Source organism: Streptomyces sp. NPDC048566, assembly GCF_043199735.1.
GTDB lineage: Bacteria > Actinomycetota > Actinomycetes > Streptomycetales > Streptomycetaceae > Streptomyces.
Window position 1 is genome coordinate 45244 of sequence record NZ_JBICWL010000019.1, and the last position, 19591, is coordinate 64834.

16 protein-coding genes and 1 riboswitch are annotated in these 19591 nt (G+C 71.4%); of the genes, 11 read left to right on the plus strand and 5 right to left on the minus strand.

Features of this window, described 5'->3' with window-relative positions; translation table 11 throughout:
- Window positions 1-27 precede the first annotated feature (27 nt).
- On the plus strand, window positions 28-357 hold the full coding sequence (locus ACGFS9_RS24695; protein ID WP_393256235.1) for a hydroxyisourate hydrolase: 330 nt from the start codon (window positions 28-30) through the stop codon (window positions 355-357).
- Here ACGFS9_RS24695 and ACGFS9_RS24700 read toward each other — a convergent pair.
- A complete protein-coding gene (locus ACGFS9_RS24700) occupies window positions 350-3466 on the minus strand; it encodes a BTAD domain-containing putative transcriptional regulator (RefSeq protein WP_393256236.1) in 3117 nt (1038 codons plus the stop codon). The two genes, ACGFS9_RS24695 and ACGFS9_RS24700, sit on opposite strands and share 8 nt — an antisense overlap.
- Window positions 3467-3860: 394 nt before the next feature.
- On the opposite strand from ACGFS9_RS24700, the gene ACGFS9_RS24705 reads away from it, so the two are divergent.
- Together ACGFS9_RS24705 and ACGFS9_RS24710 are read left to right on the plus strand one after the other, a co-directional pair.
- Window positions 3861-4022, plus strand: a complete 162-nt coding sequence (locus ACGFS9_RS24705) for a hypothetical protein (protein ID WP_393256237.1) — start codon at window positions 3861-3863, stop codon at window positions 4020-4022.
- An 85-nt stretch (window positions 4023-4107) separates the two neighbouring features.
- Complete coding sequence (locus tag ACGFS9_RS24710) at window positions 4108-4953, plus strand: BTAD domain-containing putative transcriptional regulator (RefSeq protein WP_393256239.1); 846 nt, start codon at window positions 4108-4110, stop codon at window positions 4951-4953.
- Between the two features lie 203 nt (window positions 4954-5156).
- On the opposite strand, the gene ACGFS9_RS24715 is transcribed toward ACGFS9_RS24710, so the two are convergent.
- The 4 genes from ACGFS9_RS24715 to gcvT all read right to left on the minus strand — a co-directional run bounded on the left by ACGFS9_RS24715 (window position 5157) and on the right by gcvT (window position 9633).
- The gene (locus tag ACGFS9_RS24715; RefSeq protein ID WP_393256241.1) at window positions 5157-6524 is read right to left on the minus strand and encodes an L-serine ammonia-lyase; all 1368 of its coding nucleotides are present in this window, start codon (window positions 6522-6524) and stop codon (window positions 5157-5159) included.
- A 193-nt stretch (window positions 6525-6717) separates the two neighbouring features.
- Window positions 6718-7980, minus strand: a complete 1263-nt coding sequence (gene glyA, locus ACGFS9_RS24720; protein ID WP_393256242.1) for a serine hydroxymethyltransferase — start codon at window positions 7978-7980, stop codon at window positions 6718-6720.
- Window positions 7981-7991: 11 nt separating this feature from the next.
- Window positions 7992-8369, minus strand: coding sequence for a glycine cleavage system protein GcvH (gcvH, locus tag ACGFS9_RS24725; protein ID WP_393256244.1), 378 nt, complete (start codon window positions 8367-8369; stop codon window positions 7992-7994).
- Window positions 8370-8514: 145 nt separating this feature from the next.
- Window positions 8515-9633 carry a glycine cleavage system aminomethyltransferase GcvT gene (gene gcvT / locus ACGFS9_RS24730; RefSeq protein ID WP_393256246.1) on the minus strand — a complete coding sequence of 373 codons (1119 nt, stop codon included), beginning with the start codon at window positions 9631-9633 and terminating at the stop codon, window positions 8515-8517.
- 147 nt (window positions 9634-9780) lie between these two features.
- Window positions 9781-9877, minus strand: a riboswitch (glycine riboswitch).
- A gap of 191 nt (window positions 9878-10068) precedes the next feature.
- On the opposite strand from gcvT, the gene ACGFS9_RS24735 reads away from it, so the two are divergent.
- The 8 genes from ACGFS9_RS24735 to ACGFS9_RS24770 all read left to right on the plus strand — a co-directional run bounded on the left by ACGFS9_RS24735 (window position 10069) and on the right by ACGFS9_RS24770 (window position 19541).
- A complete protein-coding gene (locus tag ACGFS9_RS24735) occupies window positions 10069-10737 on the plus strand; it encodes an AAA family ATPase (RefSeq protein ID WP_393256247.1) in 669 nt (222 codons plus the stop codon).
- 68 nt (window positions 10738-10805) lie between these two features.
- On the plus strand, window positions 10806-11582 hold the full coding sequence (locus ACGFS9_RS24740; RefSeq protein ID WP_393256248.1) for an enhanced serine sensitivity protein SseB: 777 nt from the start codon (window positions 10806-10808) through the stop codon (window positions 11580-11582).
- A gap of 262 nt (window positions 11583-11844) precedes the next feature.
- On the plus strand, window positions 11845-12645 hold the full coding sequence (locus ACGFS9_RS24745) for an enhanced serine sensitivity protein SseB C-terminal domain-containing protein (RefSeq protein ID WP_393256250.1): 801 nt from the start codon (window positions 11845-11847) through the stop codon (window positions 12643-12645).
- A gap of 476 nt (window positions 12646-13121) precedes the next feature.
- Window positions 13122-14120 (plus strand): ABC transporter permease, encoded by a 999-nt coding sequence (locus ACGFS9_RS24750; protein ID WP_393256251.1) that lies wholly within the window; start codon window positions 13122-13124, stop codon window positions 14118-14120.
- A gap of 38 nt (window positions 14121-14158) precedes the next feature.
- A complete protein-coding gene (locus tag ACGFS9_RS24755; RefSeq protein WP_393256252.1) occupies window positions 14159-15931 on the plus strand; it encodes an ABC transporter substrate-binding protein in 1773 nt (590 codons plus the stop codon).
- Between the two features lie 72 nt (window positions 15932-16003).
- Complete coding sequence (locus ACGFS9_RS24760) at window positions 16004-17011, plus strand: ABC transporter permease (protein WP_393256254.1); 1008 nt, start codon at window positions 16004-16006, stop codon at window positions 17009-17011.
- Window positions 17008-18105: an ABC transporter ATP-binding protein gene (locus ACGFS9_RS24765; RefSeq protein WP_393256255.1), complete on the plus strand. Its 1098-nt coding sequence runs from the start codon at window positions 17008-17010 to the stop codon at window positions 18103-18105. The genes ACGFS9_RS24760 and ACGFS9_RS24765 overlap by 4 nt, the downstream gene beginning before the upstream one ends.
- Complete coding sequence (locus ACGFS9_RS24770) at window positions 18102-19541, plus strand: ABC transporter ATP-binding protein (RefSeq protein WP_393256257.1); 1440 nt, start codon at window positions 18102-18104, stop codon at window positions 19539-19541. The genes ACGFS9_RS24765 and ACGFS9_RS24770 overlap by 4 nt, the downstream gene beginning before the upstream one ends.
- The last annotated feature ends 50 nt before the right edge of the window (window positions 19542-19591 follow it).

The following is a 19591-nucleotide window of genomic DNA, read 5'->3' on the forward strand; positions in this document are numbered from 1 at the left end:
CGCCGTACGAGCGAGGAGTTGACCACGGTGGGGCTGACCCTGGAAGCGCTCGAAAGCGTGCACGGCCGCAGTGCCGCGGGGCTCTGCGTGAGGCTGGAGACGCTCGTCGTCAAGGACTGGGTGCCGCTCGCCGAGTGCACGACGGACGAGTTCGGCCGGATCGACGACTGGCACGGCCACGGCGAGAGCCAGGGCCTCTACCAGCTGGTCTTCGACGTGGACCGGTACTTCTGCGGACTCGGCGTGATTCCCGTCTGCTCGGAGGTCGTCACCACCTTCCGGGTCTTCGGCGGGCAGACGCGGTGCCGGGTGTTCCTCCACCTCTCGCTGCACCACTACGTCGTCGCCTTCACCTGAGGCCCGGAGGCGCGCCGCCACTCCCGGCCGACCGGAGCAGTCCGGCGGTGCGCGGGGACAGGGTGTGCCCGTGCGTCCGCGCCTCGGCCAGGCACAGCTCCGCCGCCTCGGCGTCCCCGGCGATCCGCAGGGCGGCGTGCAGGACGACCAGCGCCTCGGCCTGGTCGGCCGGCGTGTCCATCGACCGGAACAGCGCCAGCGCCCGGCGCAGGTGGCCGACCGCCTCCCGGGCGTCGTGCGTCGCGAGCGCCAGCGCGCCGAGCGCCACCAGGACCCGGCCGGTGATCAGCCGCTCGCCGCTCACCTCCGCCCGCACCAGGGCCCGGCGCAGCGCCCGGGCGGCCCCCTCCGTCTTGCCGGCCATGAGCAGGGCGGAGCCGATGCCGTGCAGCGCGTAGGCCTCGCCGGTGTGGTCGCCGATGGGCAGGACGATGCACAGCACCTGCTCGAACGCCTCCAGGGCGGCCTCGCAGTCACCGCGGTCCAGATGCGTCTGCCCCAGCCGGTGCAGCACCTGGGCCTCCACCCGCCGGCCGCTGCCCTCGCGGCTCAGCCGCAGCGCCTCGTCCAGGAGCGGCCCGGCCGCGGCCTCGTCGCCGCTGTCGAGCCGCAACTGAGCCAGGTTGTGCAGTACATAGGCCACCGCGACGGACTCCCCGCCGCGCCGGAAGACGTCGAGCGCCGCCTCGTAGCGCTTGGTGGCCTCGTCCTGCCGGCCGCGGATCCGGGCCAGGTAGCCCAGTGCCCGGGTGGCGAGGGCGCCGCCGAGCTGTTCGCCGATGTCCTCGAAGATGGCGGCGGACTCCAGCAGATGGGCCTCGGCACGGGCGAAGTCCTGCCGGGTCACGGCCAGCGAACCGAGCGAGTGGAGCGTCGCCGCCTCGCCGAGGCGGTCGCCCGCCCGGCGGCTCGCCGCGAGCGCCGCCTCGTTGGTGTCCCGCCAGTCGTCGAGGCACACCTGGGTCTCCATGAACGTCACCGCGGTGACCGCGAGACCCCAGCAGTGCGCGCTCAGGCCCATCATGGCGGCCTGCCGGACGTGGACGAGCAGCGAGGAGCGCTCCCTGGAGAACCACGCCAGGGGCTCGGCGAGAACCCGGTCCACGAACGCGTCGGGCAGCGGGTACAGGTACACGTCGCGGCCCTGGATCAGCACGTCCTGGCCGTACTCGCGGTCCCGCGCCTCCCGCAGCAGGAAGAGGAAGCAGCCGAGCACCCGGCGGACGGCGGCCTCGCGCGCTTGCGTGGACTCCTCGGTGGCCAGGCGTTCCCGGGCGAGGAGCCGGATCAGGCTGTGCAGCCGGTACTGCCGGTGATGTCCGGTCCCGGTCCCGACGGCGTCCAGCAGCTGCGCGTCCATCAGCTCGTGGACCAGGTCGTGCACCGCGGGCTCGGGGAGGTCGAGGAGTGCCATGACGGCCCAGAGGGAGAAGGGCCCCTCCTCCAGCAGGGCCAGCAGCCGGAACAGCCGCCGGGCGTCCTCGCGCAGGCTGTCGTAGGTGAGGGACAGTCCGGCCCGGATGCCGACGTCGGCGTAGTCGAGTTCGTCCAGCCGGCGCGTCTCGTCCTCCAGGCGTTCGACCAGCTCGGCGATCGCCCAGTGCGGCCGGGCGGCCAGCCGGGCGCCGGCGATGCGCAACGCCAGCGGCAGGTGCCCGCACAGCGCGGCCAGGGTCCGGGTCGCCTCCTGCTCGTCCGCGACGCGTCGCGCGCCCACGATGCGGCCGAGGAGACGGGTGGAGTCCGACGGCGCGATGGTCGGGACGTCCACGCGCACCGCTCCGGCGAGGCCGCCGATGTGGCCCCGGCTGGTGATGATGACCGCGCAGGAGGGCTTGCCGGGCAGCAGCAGCCGCAGCTGGCTCTCCTCGACCACGTTGTCCAGGACGACCAGCACCCGCCGCTTCGCCAGGAGGGCGCGGTACATCTCGGCCCGCTCCTCCACGTCGTCGGGGATCGCCGTGCCCTGGGTGCCCAGGGCGCGCAGGAACCGTTCGAGGACCTGGGCGGGCGACACCGGGGCGGAGCCCACGCCGCCCAGCTCCGCGAAGAGCCGCCCGTCGGGGAAGTCCGCGGCGACCTCGTGGCCCAGCTGGACGGCCACGGCCGTCTTGCCCACCCCCGGCTTGCCGACGAGCGTCACGATGGGCACCGCCAGGGCGGACCGGTCGCGGAACGACACGAGCAGGTCGCGGACGTCGGCGACCAGGTGCTCGCGCCCGGTGAAGTCGGCGACGGCGGCGGGCAGCATCTCGGGTGTCCCGGCGTCGGCGGGGGCGGCGCCGGCCGCCGGCGCGGCGCGGCTGTCCGGGAGATCGAGCCGGGGGTCCGTGACGAGGATGGAGTGTTCGAGGCGGCGCAGCCGGATGTCGGGCTCCACCCCCAGTTCGTCGAGCATGAGTTTGCGGGCCTCGCGGTAGACGTTGAGCGCCTCCGCCTGGCGGCCGGAGCGGTACAGGGCCAGCATCAGCAGGCCGCGCAGCCGCTCGCGCAGCGGGAACCGCTCGACCAGGTCGAAGAGTTCGCCGACGAACGCCCGATGCCGGCCGAGCGCGAGTCCGAGCCGGATGTGCTCCTCGGTGGCGGTGATGCGCTGCTCCACGAGCCGGTCGGCGCCCGCCTCGACCACCGCACTGGTCAGACCTTCGAGGGGGGCGCCGCGCCACAGGTCCAGGGCCCTGCCGTACGTGCTCGCCGCCTCCTCCGGCTCGCCTTCGTCGTGCCGGGCACGCGCCGCCGCGACGAGCGCCTCGAAGCGCAGTGCATCGAGGGTCCGCTCGTCCGCGCGGAGCATGTAGCCGTGGGGATGGGTGCCGATGACGTCCTCGACGCCGTGCGCACCGAACAGGCGCCGCAGCCCCGAGACACTGATCTGGAGCTGCGCGCGTGCCGTCGCCGGCGGAGCCTCGCCGTACATGGCGCCGATCAGCCGGTCCGCGCTCACGACCTGGTTGGCGTTGAGCAGGAGGGTGGCGAGGACGATCCGCTGACGCGCGCCGCCGAGCTTCAGCGCGGTGCCGTCGACGATCGCCTCCAGGGGACCGAGGACGCCGAACCGGACTCCGCGCCCGTCCGTCTCCCCGTCGGCCCCGGGCACGGTCTGCTCCACGTTGCTTCCCCCCAAGAACGTGCACCGCTCGACAAACTCCGCACCGGCGCCGGTGATCGCGTCGACGCTGTGCCGGCCCCTCGCCCGGGCGCTCCGCACCGCCTCGCGCGGCGCCCGTTCGCTCCCCCCGCCGACCGCCGGGCCGAGGCCACCCCTCCCCTTCCGCCGGGATCGGGAGCCGACGCGCGGCCTTGCGCGGCAGGTCCGTCAACGGTCGTCACCACAGCGGTTCGTGACACGATGTGCGATTTTGCTATGCCGTCGAGACGCTATCGACTCCCTATTGTTTCCGCCACTCCCATGGATCGTGGCGCGATGGCCGGTCCTGCCAAGCTCTAGGCGTCCTCAAGCAGACGCCGCAAGGCCGGACTCCCGGAGCGGGGAAATCATGGACATGATCAGAAGTGGATCGCTTCTCGCCGTATGCGCCTTCTTCTTCGTCGTCATCGCGACGATCACGACCGCACCGCGAGCGACCGCGGTCGCCCCGGCGCACCGGTCGCTCGCGGCCGGCGGAGGGACGGGCGTCGTGGCGCAGCACAACCCCTGGGGGTGACCGGAGGCCGAGGGCCAGTCCCGCCACCGGTACGCGCCCCCTCGGCCGGGTGCCGGACGGACCATCCAAGGAGAGGGCAAGCAGCGTGGACATCGATCTTCTCGGTGCACTTGCGGTACGCGAGCACGGCGTCTCGATCACACCGACCGCCCCCAAGCCACGGCAGGTGCTCGCTCTGCTGGCCCTCAACGCCGACCGGGTCGTGCCGGCCGCCACGGTGATCGAGGAACTCTGGGGCGCCGCCCCGCCGCGCAAGGCCCGCTCCATCCTCCAGAACTACGTCCTTCAGCTACGCGAGTTGATCGGCGCGGCGCTCGCCCAGGCCCGCGACACCGTCCCGCGCTCGGCCAAGGACGTTCTGGTGACGGTGCCCGGCGGCTATCTGCTCAGAGCCGGTGAAGGGCGCAGCGACGTAAGGGAGTTCGAGCGGCTGGCGGACGCCGGGCGGCGGGCCCTGGACGCCGGGGACCCCACACGGGCCGTCCGGCGGCTGAGCGAGGCGCTCGCCCTGTGGACGGGCCGGGCCCTCGCCGACGTCCGCACCGGGCCCCATCTGCACCCCCAGGTCGCGCGGCTGGAGGAGAGCCGGCTCTGCGTGCTGGAGCAGCGCATCGACGTCACGCTGCGGCTCGGCCGGCACCGCGAACTGCTCGCCGAGCTGACCGCGCTCGTCAGCCGCTATCCCACCCACGAGAGCCTGTGCGGGCAGTTCATGCTCGCCCTGCACCGCTCCGGGCGCCGCGGCGAGGCGCTCAGCGCCTACCAGCGGCTGCGGACGACCCTGGTACGCGATCTCGGTCTCGAACCGTCGGCCGCGCTCGCCAGCGTCCAGCGCTCCATCCTCGTCTCCGGCCCGTCCCGTCCGGCCGCCGACGACCTGTCCCTCACCCCGCACCGCCCCCGCGAGGCGCACGCCGCGACCGGCCGATGAGAGCCCGTCCCGGGCGCCGGGGCAGCGGCCCGGGCACGGGCTGACCGGCGGCCGAGGGCACGCGGGGTCCGTGGTCCGGCCCGACAGCCCCGCGGGAGGCGAACGTCCCGTCCGTCCCAGGGCGGCTCCAGGGACTTCCCCTCGCGTGAGCAGGGAGCCCTGACAGCACCGAACCGCAGACGTGCTGGTCAGGGCCCATCCGCCTAGCACTCGATGATGTTCACCGCCAGCCCGCCCCGGGCCGTCTCCTTGTACTTGACGCTCATGTCGGCCCCCGTGTCCTTCATGGTCTTGATGACCTTGTCCAGGGAGACCTTGTGGGAGCCGTCGCCGCGCATCGCCATCCTCGCCGCGGTCACGGCCTTCACGGCCGCCATGCCGTTGCGCTCGATGCAGGGGATCTGCACCAGGCCGCCGACCGGGTCGCAGGTCAGGCCGAGGTTGTGCTCCATGCCGATCTCGGCCGCGTTCTCCACCTGCTCGGGGCTGCCGCCGAGTACCTCGGCGAGCGCGCCGGCCGCCATGGAGCAGGCCGAGCCGACCTCGCCCTGGCAGCCGACCTCGGCCCCGGAGATCGACGCGTTCTCCTTGAAGAGCATGCCGATGGCGCCGGCCGCGAGGAGGAACCGGACGACACCGTCCTCGTCGGCGCCCGGCACGAAGTTGATGTAGTAGTGCAGCACCGCCGGGATGATGCCCGCCGCGCCGTTGGTCGGGGCGGTGACCACCCGGCCGCCGGCGGCGTTCTCCTCGTTCACCGCCATCGCGTAGAGGGTGATCCACTCCATCGCGTGGGCCAGCGGGTCGCCCTCGGCGCGCAGCTGGCGGGCGGAGACGGCGGCTCGCCGGCGGACCTTCAGGCCGCCCGGCAGGATGCCCTCGCGGGACATGCCGCGCGAGACGCAGGCCTGCATCACGCGCCAGATGGCGAGGAGCCCCTCGCGGATCTCCTCCTCGGTGCGCCAGGCCCGCTCGTTCTCCAGCATCAGCGCGGAGATCGACAGCCCGGTCTCCCGGGTGAGCCGCAGCAGCTCGTCGCCCGTGCGGAAGGGGTACTTCAGGACGGTGTCGTCGAGCTTGATGCGGTCCTCGCCGACGGCGTCCTCGTCGACGACGAAGCCGCCGCCCACCGAGTAGTACGTCTTCTCCAGGACGAGCTCGCCCGCGGCGTCGTGGGCGGCGACCGTCATGCCGTTGGCGTGGTACGGCAGGGTCTTGCGGCGGTGCAGGACGAGGTCGTCGTCGAAGGAGAACGCGATCTCGTGCTCGCCGAGCAGGTCGAGCCGGCCGGACGCCTTGATCTGCTCCACCCGGTCGTCGGCGCCCTCGACGTCGACGGTGCGGGGAGAGGCGCCCTCCAGGCCGAGCAGCACCGCCTTGGGGGTGCCGTGGCCGTGGCCGGTCGCGCCCAGCGAGCCGTACAGCTCGGCGCGTATCGAGGCGACCCGCGCCAGCAGGTCCTCGTTGCGCAGGCGCCGGGCGAACATGCGGGCGGCGCGCATCGGGCCCACCGTGTGGGAGCTGGACGGGCCGATGCCGATCGAGAACAGGTCGAAGACCGAGATGGCCACGGGAACTCCTTGGGGTTTCGCCGGACGCCGCTGTCCGGCGGGGGGTGGTGCGGGGACTGCATGGGACGGGGCACCGCGCCTGATTCCAGTGTGCGCGGTGCCCCGGAAGCCCGTACGGATCGAACCGTACGAACAAAAACCGTACGCGGGAAAAACGTACGAACAAAAACGTACGGCCTGGAAGCGTACGGAACTACTTCAGGCCGGGGTACAGCGGGTGCTTGTCGGCCAGAGCGGACACCCGGGCCTTCAGGGCCTCGGCGTCGTAGCTCGGCTTGAGCGCCTCGGCGATGATGTCGGCGACCTCGGTGAAGTCCTCGGCGGTGAAGCCGCGGGTGGCCAGGGCCGGGGTGCCGATGCGCAGGCCGGAGGTGACCATCGGCGGGCGCGGGTCGTTCGGGACGGCGTTGCGGTTGACCGTGATGCCGACCTCGTGGAGGCGGTCCTCGGCCTGCTGCCCGTCCAGCGCGGAGTTGCGCAGGTCGACGAGGACGAGGTGCACGTCCGTGCCGCCGGACAGCACGTCCACGCCCACGGCCTTCGCGTCGTCCCGGACCAGGCGCTCGGCCAGGATGCGGGCCCCGTCGAGGGTGCGCTGCTGGCGCTCCTTGAAGTCGTCGGTGGTGGCGACCTTGAAGGCGACGGCCTTGGCCGCGACCACGTGCTCCAGCGGACCGCCCTGCTGGCCGGGGAAGACCGCGGAGTTGATCTTCTTGGCCAGCTCGGCGGTCGAGAGGATCACGCCGCCGCGGGGGCCGCCGAGGGTCTTGTGGGTGGTCGTCGTGACGACGTGGGCGTGCGGCACCGGGTTCGGGTGCAGGCCCGCGGCCACCAGACCGGCGAAGTGCGCCATGTCGACCATGAGGTACGCGCCGACCTCGTCGGCGATCCGGCGGAACTCCGCGAAGTCGAGCCGGCGCGGGTACGCGGACCAGCCGGCGACGATCAGCTTCGGCCGGGACTCCTTGGCCAGGCGCTCGACCTCGGCCATGTCGACCTGCCCGGTCGCGTCGTCCACGTGGTAGGCGACGACGTCGTACAGCTTGCCGGAGAAGTTGATCTTCATGCCGTGGGTGAGGTGCCCGCCGTGCGCGAGGTTCAGGCCCATGATGGTGTCGCCCGGCTTGAGCAGCGCGAACATCGCGGCGGCGTTGGCCTGCGCGCCGGAGTGCGGCTGCACGTTGGCGTGCTCGGCGCCGAACAGCGCCTTCACCCGGTCGATGGCGATCTGCTCGACCACGTCGACGTGCTCGCAGCCGCCGTAGTAGCGGCGGCCCGGGTAGCCCTCGGCGTACTTGTTGGTCAGGACCGAGCCCTGCGCCTCCATGACCGCGACCGGAGCGAAGTTCTCCGAGGCGATCATCTCCAGCGTGGACTGCTGGCGGTGCAGCTCCGCGTCGACGGCGGCCGCGACGTCCGGGTCCAGCTCGTGCAGGGGGGTGTTCAGAAGCGACATGCGGTGACTCCTCAGCCGGCGGTGAAGGCGGCGTACTCGTCGGCGGACATCAGGTCCTCGGGCTGGTCGGCGACGCGGACCTTGAACAGCCAGCCGCCCTCGAAGGGAGCGGAGTTCACCAGCGACGGGTCGTCCACCACGTCCTGGTTGGCCTCGACGACCTCGCCCCCCACCGGGGAGTACAGGTCGCTGACCGACTTGGTCGACTCCAGCTCGCCGCAGGACTCGCCCGCGGTCACCGTGTCACCGACCTCCGGAAGCTGGGCGTAGACGACATCGCCGAGCGCGTTGGCCGCGAACTCGGTGATGCCCACGGTCGCGACGCCGTCCTCGGCGACGGACAGCCACTCGTGCTCCTTGCTGTAGCGGAGCTGCTGGGGGTTGCTCATGGCCTGAATTCTCCTGTACGCGGGGGAGTGCTGCTGAAAGGGGGAGTCGATCGGGCGGGCCGGCCCGCCCGGAGGCGCCGTGCGAGGCCGCACGGCCCGTGCGACCGGCGTTCCGCGGTCACGGTCCGCCGGTCGCGCACCGGTGTCACTTCCGGCGCTTGTAGAACGGCAGCGCCACGACCTCGTACGGCTCGTGGCTGCCCCGGATGTCCACGCCGACACCCGGGGTGCCCGGCGCGGCGTGCGCGGCGTCGACGTACGCCATCGCGACGGGCTTGCCCAGGGTGGGGGAGGGGGCGCCGGAGGTGACCTCGCCGACGACCTGCCCGCCGGCGACGACCGGGTACCCGGCGCGCGGCACCCGACGCCCCTCGGCGATCAGGCCGACCAGGACCCGCGGCGGGTCCTGCTCGGCGCGGTCGGCGGCCTCGCGCAGCGCGGCACGCCCCACGAAGTCGCCCTCCTTCTCGAACTTCACGACCCGCCCGAGGCCGGCGTCGAAGGGGGTCAGCGCGGTGGTCAGCTCGTGCCCGTACAGCGGCATGCCCGCCTCCAGGCGCAGCGTGTCGCGGCAGGACAGGCCGCACGGGATCAGGCCGGCGGGGGCGCCGGCGTCGGTCAGCGCCTGCCACACCTTCTCCGCGTCGGCGGGCGCCACGAACAGCTCGAAGCCGTCCTCGCCGGTGTAGCCGGTGCGGGCGATCAGCGCCGGTACCCCGGCCACGGTGCCGGGCAGGCCCGCGTAGTACTTCAGGCCGTCGAGGTCGGCGTCCGTGAGCGAGGCGAGGATGCCGGGGGACTCGGGGCCCTGGACGGCGATCAGCGCGTAGGCGTCGCGGTCGTCGCGCACGGCGGCGTCGAAGCCGGCGGCGCGCTCGGTCAGCGCGTCCAGCACCACCTGGGCGTTGGAGGCGTTCGCCACGACCATGAACTCGTGCTCGGCCAGCCGGTAGACGATCAGGTCGTCCAGGATGCCGCCGTCCTCGCGGCAGATCATCGTGTAGCGGGCGCGGCCGACGCCGACGGTGGCGATGTTGCCGACCAGCGCGAAGGCGAGGAGGTCGGCGGCCTGCGGCCCGGTGACGGTGATCTCGCCCATGTGGGAGAGGTCGAAGAGTCCGGCCTTCGTGCGGACGGCGAGGTGCTCGTCGCGCTCCGAGCCGTAGCGCAGCGGCATGTCCCAGCCCGCGAAGTCGGTCATCGTCGCGCCCAGCGAGCGGTGCAGGGCGTCGAGCGCGGTGAGACGGGGGGTGGTGCTGCTCATCGGTGGGGCTCCCAAGGCATGACGGCGAGGTCGTTCCTCCCCATCTGTCATCGGAACCTGAGAGGTTCATCATGACCCCGCGAAACGGTGGTCCTGACTTGCACCTTGGGTGGAGCCACCACGAAGCGGCCCGCTTTTCAGATGTGCCTCGCCCGCGCGGTAACGGTGCCTGAGAGATTCAAGGGAGGGACTTGCTCCTTCGGCGCCCGGGTACACGTACCCGGGACTCTCCCGCGCGGATTCAAGCGGCCGGTATGCAGTTGGCGCGGCCATCATCGCACGCCCCGTCCGATCAGGGCAGTCCGGATCCGTAACCGTGCCGTGGCGGTCCGCTTACGGAAACGGGAAGCGCGGCGCATTACCTTCTCTTTACACTCGGCGTGACGGGAGTCCGCGACCGCGGGGGAGTCCACGTCGAAGGGGAGGGTGGCCACGGTGAACAGGACCAGGGTGTACGCGGCGGGATCGGGCCTCGCGGTGCCCGAGCAGCCGGAGGCGCCGGCCCGGGGGGTGTGCGGACCGCACCGGGCCGCCGTCGTCCGCGACCTCCGCGGCGGCGCGGGCCGCGGCCCGCACGGCCTGCGCTTCGGCGCCCGCGACCTCGTCGTGGTCACCGGGCTGCCCGGCAGCGGCAAGTCGACGCTGATGCGGCGGGCGGTGACCGGTGCGCGCGTCGACTCCCAGGACACCCGCGACCGCTGGGACCGCCGGATGGCCCCGCTGCTGCCGTACGCCGTCTACCGCCCCCTGGTCCGCCTCGCGCACTACGCGGGACTGCGCCGGACGCTGCGCGGGGCCGGCGGCGTCGTCGTGCACGACTGCGGCACGCAGGCGTGGGTGCGCCGCTGGCTCGCCCGCGAGGCGGGCCGCCGCGGCGGCGTCCTGCACCTGCTCGTCCTCGACGTCGGGCCGGACACCGCGCTGGACGGCCAGCGCCGGCGCGGCCGGGGCGTCTCGCGCTACGCCTTCGCCCGCCACCGCGGCGCGGTCGACCGGCTGCTGCGCTCCGTGGAGCGGGGCGATCCGCCCGCGGGATGCGGCTCGGTGGTCCTCCTGGACCGGCGGTCCGCGGACGTGCTGCGCAGCATCGATTTCGGCCACTGACCGGCACCGGCACCCACCCCCACTAACCTTCCAGCGGAACAGTGGTTCGAAGCAGGCGGTTGAGACAGATGGACTTCCCGGCACAGGCACACCCCCATCCGCACGGCGGCTGGCCCGGCAACGAGCTGGAGGAGGTGCTGTCGGCCGCACTCGGCATGGGGGCGGCGGCGTCGGCGGGCGCCCGCATCGTCGAGGTGCTCGGCCGCAGCTTCCTCTGGGTGCCGCTGCCGAGCGGCGGCGGACACGGCAGCGGGCCGCTGGACCTGCCCACGATCGAACTCCAGGGCCAGGCGTACGTCCCGGTCTTCAGCTCCGAGGAGCAGTTCCGGCAGGTCACCGGCGGCCACATGGCGTTCACCATCGCCCCCGCCGTGGAGTTCGCCCGCGGGCTCCCCCCGCAGGTGGGCATCGCGGTCAACCCGGACGGAGTGGTCGGCGTGCCGCTGCCGCCGCCCGCGGTGGCGGACCTCTGCCGGGCCGGCCGCACCCCGCTGGACGGGCCGGCGAGCGGCGGCCGGGTGCGCCTGTTCGAGCCCGACTGGCAGGAGGACCCGGTGGACTTCCTCGCCGCGGCCTCCGCCGAGTTCGCCGGGACCGGCGTCGTGCTCAGCGCCCGGCGCTGCCTGGCGAGCATCGAGGGGGACGCCCCCGTCCTGTTCATCGGCGTGGAACTGTCCCTGTGGGAGGGCGAGGCCCGCACGCTTCCGCTCGACGCCCTCGGCCGGGCCCTCGGCCGCGTCCCGATGGGCATCCCGGTGAACCTGGTCCTCCTGGACGTGGCGGAGGACCCGGTGGGCGACTGGATGCGCGCGCAGGTGCGGCCCTTCTACCAGGCGGGTCACTGAACCACGGGCCCGGCCGGCCCCGCGCGCGGCCGGCTCGGCCGCCGGTGCGCGGCCCCCTGCGCGGGGCCTCGGGAACGCCCGCCCGCGGCCCCGCGCGCCGCGATCGTGACGAAAAGGAGCTCCGGACGCCTTCCCCGGCGGAGGACGTTCGCCGCATAAGCTGGTTTCATGGGCCGGTCGGGGGTGACGCACGTTCTCGGCCGGCGCCTCGGGCGTGAGGGATGAATTCGTCGTGATGTGTTCTCGAAGGGGCGGTTGAAGGGTGAGCGCGTCGGGCACGGCCGCGGCCGGGCAGGTCGAGCACATGCTGCGCCAGGTGACGCCCGGGCGTTACGACGCCTACGAGGCGCTCCTGCGCGCGCTCGCGACCCCCTCGTCCGGCCAGGTGTGGATGCTGCTGTGGCACGGCCAGGCCGGCTCCCCGGACGCCCAGTACGGCAACATGCAGGTGGAGGGCTTCGGTTACGCCCCCTGCGTCACCTCGGCCCAGGAGCTGTCGGCCAGCGGCTGGAACCGCTCGTACGAAGTCGTCGACGGCCTGGACGTCGCGCGCACCCTCTACCCCGACCACTTCGGCATCTGGCTGAATCCGCACGCCCCCGGCGGCGGCCTCGGCATCCCGTGGCTCGATCTGCGCCGGATCGCCGCCGGACTGGAGCGGCAGCCCGCGGGACCGCTCCGGCTGTCCGAACCCGGCATCGAGATCCCGCAGTTCTACGCCCTGCTGACGCAGAACGCGCACCGCACCCCGGCCGTCCGCTCGCTGCGCCGCGCCTGGGTGCAGCCCGCGCTCGGGGCGCCGTATCTGGCCATCGGCCTCGACGTGTACGACACCTCGCCGCCCGCCGTCGACTCGGTGCGGGCGATGATGCAGCAGTCCATCGGGGCGGTCCCCGAGGGGCTGCCCGTCTCGACGGTCGCCATGTCGGACCTGTTCGACCCGGTCGCCATGTGGCTGCGCTCCCAGGCCCGTCCGTTCTACGACCGCGAGGCCCACGCGGCCCCGGCCCAGGCCCCGGTGGCGGGCGGCTACGGCTATCCGCCGGCCCGCGGCGGATACTGAGCGCGTCCCGCATCCCGGACCTGTCGTACGGCAGTACGAGCGCTGCTGGCATCATGTCCTCACGCGCGGCCATCCCGTGTCGTGCGCGCCATGGTGCTGACCTGCGGGGGAGCAGGAGCATGCGGTGGTTGTCCCGATTCGGGGCTTTCTGTGGTCATAGGGGTCGGCGTGGACCCTTCGTGCCCAACTGCCCCTCGTCCGGCTGTCGTTACCCACTGTTCGGATAACGGAATCCACCTACAAGCATCACGGTTGCGCATACTTTCTCCATCAGACCTGGCACGTGATCGTGGCGGCACTGAAGACTCGCCCATCAGACGCGGGGTCATCGATTCCGCGAGCGAGTGCAAGTCGAAGGATCAGCCGGGTCATCGGGCCGCACCATCTGCGGCCGGCTTCCCGGCGAGCAAGTGAACCAAGCCGCAGACAGCGGCAGGCGTAGGCCGGTCACCACCGGCGAGAAGGGTCGGGTCACTGTGACCGCACCGATCGAGACCACCGGGGCGGCGTCGGAGGCACAGCCGGAGGCTGTGCCGACCGGAGCCGACAAGGGGCGGATCGAGGGTCGTTCCCTGGGGCAGATCGCCTGGACGCGCTTCAAGCGCGACAGAGTGGCGGTCGCCGGCGGTGTCATCGTCGTGCTGCTCATCCTGATGGCCGTGCTCGCCCGGCCCATCCAGGCGCTGTTCGGACTCGACCCGAACGCCTTCCACCAGGACCTGATCGACCCCAACACCTCGCTGCCCACCGGTGGGTTCGGCGGCATGAGCGCGGATCACCCGCTCGGCGTGGACCCGAAGTTCGGGCGCGACGTCGCGACCCGCATCCTCGAGGGTTCCTGGGTCTCCCTGGTCGTCGCCTTCGGCGCCACCATCCTGTCGAACGTGATCGGCGCGATCCTCGGCGTCGTCGCGGGGTACTACGGCGGGCGGGTCGACGCGATCATCAGCCGCATGATGGACACCTTCCTCGCCTTCCCCCTCCTGCTCTTCGCGATCGCCATCTCCGCCACCCTCCAGGGCGGCGCGTTCGGCCTCGAAGGGCTCCCGCTCCACCTGAGCGTGCTGATCTTCGTGATCGGCTTCTTCAACTGGCCCTACCTGGGCCGCATCGTCCGAGGCCAGACGCTCGCCCTGCGCGAGCGGGAGTTCGTGGACGCCGCCCGGGGCATGGGCGCCAAGGGCCCCTACATCCTCTTCCGGGAGCTGCTGCCCAACCTGGTCGGCCCGATCATCGTCTACTCGACGCTGCTCATCCCGACGAACATCCTCTTCGAGGCGTCCCTGAGCTTCCTCGGCGTCGGCATCCAGCCCCCGCAGGCGTCGTGGGGCGGCATGCTCCGTGAGGCGGTGACCTTCTACGAGGTCGACCCGCAGTTCATGATCGTGCCCGGCCTCGCCATCTTCGTGACCGTCCTCGCCTTCAACCTGCTGGGCGACGGTCTCCGCGACGCTCTCGACCCGCGCAGTCGCTGATGCCCGACGCGCACCGAGAGACCACCAAGTTTCCGACAATGGAGGGGAACCCGCCCATCATGCGAAGGTCAGCGCTGGCCGCAGTTGCGGCCATCGGCTCCGCGAGCCTGCTCGTCGCAGGCTGCAGCAAGGCCGATGACAACAAGAACGACGACACCGCCAAATCAGCTGGGGCCAACGCAGCGACCAAGGACGTCGTCAACGCCTCCACGAAGAAGGGGGGCACGGTCACGTACGAGTACTCCGACGTGCCGGACTCCTTCGACCCGGGCAACACGTACTACGCGTACATGTACAACCTCAGCCGGCTGTACGCCCGCCCGCTGATGACGTTCCAGCCCGGTGCCGGCGAGAAGGGCAACACCCTCGTCCCCGACCTCGCGGCGAGCAAGGGTGTCCCGAGCGACGGCGGCAAGACCTGGACGTACAAGCTGCGTGCGGGCCTGAAGTACCAGGACGGTTCCCCGATCACGTCCAAGGACGTGAAGTACGCCGTCGAGCGCTCGAACTTCGCGCGTGACGTCCTCTCCCTCGGCCCGAACTACTTCCAGCAGTTCCTGGTCGGCGGCGACAAGTACAAGGGTCCCTACAAGGACAAGAGCGGCAAGGGCCTCTCGTCCATCGAGACCCCGGACGACACCACCGTCGTCTTCCACCTGAAGACCGCGTTCCAGGAGTTCGACTACCTCGTCGCCTCGCCGCAGACCGCTCCGGTCCCGCAGGCGAAGGACAACGGCGTCGACTACGTCAAGAACATCGTTTCCTCGGGCTCCTACAAGTTCAAGAGCTACGCCGACGGCAAGCAGGCCGTCCTGGTGCGCAACGAGAACTGGGACGCCAAGACCGACCCGCTGCGCAAGCAGTACCCGGACAAGATCGTCGTGAACCTCAAGGTGAACGCCGAGACGATCGACAAGGACGTCCTCGCGGGCGACGCGATCGACCTCGGCGGCACCGGCGTCCAGGCCGCCACGCAGGCCCAGGTGCTCGCCTCCGCCGACAAGAAGGCCGACACCGACAACACCTACGGTGGCCGTCTCGTCTACATGGCGATCAACTCCAAGGTGAAGCCGTTCGACAACGTCGCGTGCCGCAAGGCCGTGCAGTTCGCGATCGACAAGGTCTCGGTGCAGACCGCCGAGGGCGGCCCGGTGCGCGGCGACATCGCCTCCACCGTCCTCCCGCCGGACATCCCGGGCTACGAGAAGTCGGACGTCTACGCGTCGGCCGACAACAAGGGTGACGCGGCCAAGGCCAAGGACCAGCTGAAGGCCTGCGGCAAGTCGACCGTCAAGACGAACATCGCCGCGCGCAGCGACCGCCCGCAGGAGATCGACGCCGCCACCGCGATCATCAACTCGCTGAAGAAGGTCGGCATCGACGCCAGCCTGAAGCAGTACCCGTCGGGCAAGTACTTCACCGACTACGCGGGTGTCCCGAAGTTCACCGAGAAGAACAACATCGGTCTGATCATGATGCAGTGGGGTGCCGACTGGCCCTCCGGCTACGGCTTCCTGCAGCAGATCCTGAACGGCAGCGCGATCGGCTCCTCGGGTAACACCAACCTGTCGCAGTACGACAACAAGGACGTCAACTCGCTCCTCGAGAAGGCCATCGGCACGCAGGACGACGCCGCGCGCAACGCCCTGTACACCGAGATCGACAAGAAGACCATGGACGACGCCGTCATCGTCCCGCTGACCTACTTCAAGGTGCTCCTCGCCCGCCCGAAGTACGCCACGAACCTGGTCTCCTCGGCTGCCTTCAGCGGTCAGTACGACTACCTCAACATCGGCACCACGAAGAAGTAGTAGCCCCGGAAGGCAGGTGAAGGCATTGGTGCCCGCGGGCTTTGCGGCCCGCGGGCACCAGCGCCGATCCCCGTGATCTCGTACATCCTCCGTCGGACGGCAGCGGCAGCGATCCTGCTCCTGGTCGTCTCCGCGGTCACCTTCGCCATCTTCTTCCTGCTCCCCAGACTGGCCGGTCAGACCCCCGACCAGCTGGCCCAGCAGTACATCGGGAAGAGCCCGTCGAAGGCCGACATTCTCGCGGTCAAGCACAACCTCGGTCTGGACCAGCCCGTCTACGTCCAGTACTGGCACTTCATCAAGGGGATCGTCACAGGCGCTACCTACGACCTCGGCCCCACCACGGCCCACTGCAGCGCGCCGTGCTTCGGGTACTCCTTCAAGACCCACCAGGCGGTCTGGCCGGAGCTCACCTCCCGCCTTCCGATCACGCTCTCGCTGGCCGGCGGCGCCGCCGTGCTGTGGCTCGTCTCCGGTGTCGCCATCGGCGTCGTCTCCGCGCTCAAGCCCCGCTCGGTCTTCGACCGCACCTTCATGGGCGTCGCGCTCGCCGGTGTCTCGCTGCCCATGTTCTTCACGGGCAACCTGGCGCTGCTGCTCTTCACCTACCAGTGGCCCATCTTCGGCCGCACGTACGTGCCGTTCACCGAGAACCCGGCGCAGTGGGCCAACACCCTCTTCCCGGCCTGGTGTTCCCTCGCTCTGCTGTACTCCGCCATCTACGCCCGGCTCACCCGCTCGGGCATGCTGGAGACGATGAACGAGGACTTCATCCGCACGGCCCGCTCCAAGGGCCTGCGGGAGCGCAGGGTGGTGGTCCGGCACGGACTGCGCGCCGCGCTCACCCCGATCATCACCGTCTTCGGCATGGACCTCGGTCTGCTGCTCGGCGGTGCCGTGATCACCGAGACCGTGTTCTCCCTGGCCGGAGTCGGGCAGTACGCGGTCCAGGGCATCACCGACAACGACCTGCCGAAAATCCTCGGCGTGACGCTGCTCGCCGCCTTCTTCGTCGTCATCGCAAATCTCCTGGTGGACCTGTTGTACGCCGCCGCCGACCCGCGGGTGAGGCTCTCGTGACCGAACTGTCCAAGACCGGCGCCGCGGTCGGCGAGCCCGTCTCCTCCCCCTCGGCCCCGCCGAGCGCCTTCCTCGAAGTGCGCGACCTCAAGGTGCACTTCCCGACCGACGACGGTCTGGTCAAGTCCGTCGACGGCCTGACCTTCTCGGTGGAGAAGGGCAAGACCCTCTCCATCGTGGGCGAGTCCGGCTCCGGCAAGTCCGTCACCTCGCTGGCGATCATGGGCCTGCACCGGCTCGGCGCGCGCGGCAAGAACGTGCGCATGTCCGGCGAGATCTGGCTGGACGGCAAGGAACTGGTCAACGCCGACCCGGACGAGGTGCGCAGGCTGCGCGGCCGCGAGATGGCGATGATCTTCCAGGACCCGCTGTCCGCGATGCACCCGTACTACACGATCGGCAACCAGATCGTGGAGGCGTACCGCGTCCACCACCGGGTCGACAAGAAGACCGCCCGCCGGCGGGCGATCGAGATGCTCGACCGGGTGGGCATCCCCGAGCCGGCCAAGCGCGCCGACAGCTACCCGCACGAGTTCTCCGGCGGTATGCGGCAGCGCGCGATGATCGCCATGGCGCTCGTCAACAACCCCGAACTGCTCATCGCGGACGAGCCGACGACCGCCCTGGACGTCACCGTCCAGGCGCAGATCCTCGACCTCATCCGCGACCTGCAGAAGGAGTTCGGCTCCGCCGTCGTCATCATCACCCACGACCTCGGCGTGGTCGCCGAGATCGCCGACGACGTGCTGGTGATGTACGGCGGGCGCTGCGTGGAGCGCGGCTCCGTCGAGCGGATCTTCGAGCAGCCGCAGCACCCCTACACCTGGGGTCTGCTCGGCTCGATGCCGCGGATCGACCGCGAGACCTCCGACCGGCTCATCCCGGTCAAGGGCCAGCCGCCGAGCCTCATCAACGTCCCCTCGGGCTGCGCCTTCCACCCGCGCTGCCCGTACGCGGACCTGCCCAAGGGCGATGTCACCCGCACCGTGCGCCCCGAACTGCAGCTGATCGGCAGCGGTCACTACACCGCCTGCCACCTCTCGCAGGAGGACCGCACGCGGATCTGGACCGAAGAGATTGCGCCGAAGCTGTGAGTGAGACGAAGAAGACGGACGCCGCCGAAGCGGTGATCCCGCAGCAGGCAGCGGACTCCGACGACCGCGCGGCCGGCGCGAAGTCGCTGGAGGACCGCGAGGTCCTGCTGCGGGTCCAGGGGCTGAAGAAGCACTTCCCGATCCGCAAGGGCGTCCTCCAGCGCCAGGTCGCCGCGGTCAAGGCGGTCGACGGCATCGACTTCGAGGTCCGCAAGGGCGAGACGCTCGGTGTCGTCGGCGAGTCCGGCTGCGGCAAGTCGACCATGGGCCGGGTCATCACCCGGCTCCAGGACCCGACGGGCGGCACCATCGAGTTCGAGGGCCGGGACATCACCCGGCTCAGCGCCTCGGGGATGCGTCCGATGCGCCGCGACATCCAGATGATCTTCCAGGACCCGTACGGGTCGCTGAACCCCCGCCACACCATCGGCTCGATCGTCTCGGCGCCCTTCCGGCTCCAGGACGTCACGCCGGAGGGCGGGGTGAAGAAGGAGGTCCAGCGCCTCCTGGAGCTGGTGGGTCTGAGCCCCGAGCACTACAACCGCTATCCGCACGAGTTCTCCGGCGGCCAGCGCCAGCGCATCGGCATCGCCCGGGCGCTCGCGCTGAAGCCGAAGCTCGTCGTGGCGGACGAGCCGGTCTCGGCCCTCGACGTGTCGATCCAGGCCCAGGTCGTGAACCTGATGGACGACCTGCAGTCCGAACTCGGCCTCACCTACGTGATCATCGCGCACGACCTCTCCGTCGTCCGCCACGTCTCGGACCGCATCGCGGTGATGTACCTCGGCAAGATCGTCGAGCTGGCCGACCGCACCTCGCTGTACGAGGCGCCCATGCACCCGTACACCAAGGCCCTGATGTCGGCCGTGCCGGTGCCGGACCCCAAGCGCCGGGGCGCCAAGAGCGAGCGCATCCTGCTCAAGGGCGACGTGCCCTCGCCGATCGCGCCGCCGAGCGGCTGCCGCTTCCACACCCGCTGCTGGAAGGCCACGGAGATCTGCCGGACGACCGAGCCGGCGCTCGTCGAGCTGAAGCCCGGTCAGCAGGTGGCCTGCCACCACCCGGAGAACTTCGAGGACCAGGCCCCGCACGACACGGTGCTGCTGTCGGCGGCGCGCGAGGCCGTCGAACTCGTCGGTGAGAGCGCGGACGGCACCTCCGGGGAGAAGGCCGTGGCGGAGGCCGAGGCCGCGTCCGCGTCCGTGCCCCCCGCGCGGGCGGCGGCGGCCGGGACGATCGCCGAGGCGCCGAGGGCGGCCGACACCCTGAAGGTCGCCGAGGCCCCGACGCCGGTCGAGCCGGCCGAGGCGGCTGACCCGGTCGAGCCTGCCGAACCGGCCGAGGTGCCGGAGGCGGCCGTCGCCGAGCCCGCCGAGGCTCCCGAGTCCGCCGGGCCGGCGGAGGCGGCGGAGGCTCCGGAGGACGGCAAGAAGTAGCGTGACCGGCCGCCGGGAGTCACCGGGCACAGCCCGTGACGACTTGGCAA

What these genes read in the sequence shown, in the direction of transcription:
- ACGFS9_RS24705 (WP_393256237.1), top strand. Translation starts at nt 3,861, where the DNA reads ATGATCAGAAGTGGATCGCTTCTCGCCGTATGCGCCTTCTTCTTCGTC.
- glyA (WP_393256242.1), bottom strand. Translation starts at nt 7,980, where the DNA reads ATGTCGCTTCTGAACACCCCCCTGCACGAGCTGGACCCGGACGTCGCG.
- gcvH (WP_393256244.1), bottom strand. Translation starts at nt 8,369, where the DNA reads ATGAGCAACCCCCAGCAGCTCCGCTACAGCAAGGAGCACGAGTGGCTG.
- gcvT (WP_393256246.1), bottom strand. Translation starts at nt 9,633, where the DNA reads ATGAGCAGCACCACCCCCCGTCTCACCGCGCTCGACGCCCTGCACCGC.
- ACGFS9_RS24740 (WP_393256248.1), top strand. Translation starts at nt 10,806, where the DNA reads ATGGACTTCCCGGCACAGGCACACCCCCATCCGCACGGCGGCTGGCCC.
- ACGFS9_RS24755 (WP_393256252.1), top strand. Translation starts at nt 14,159, where the DNA reads ATGGAGGGGAACCCGCCCATCATGCGAAGGTCAGCGCTGGCCGCAGTT.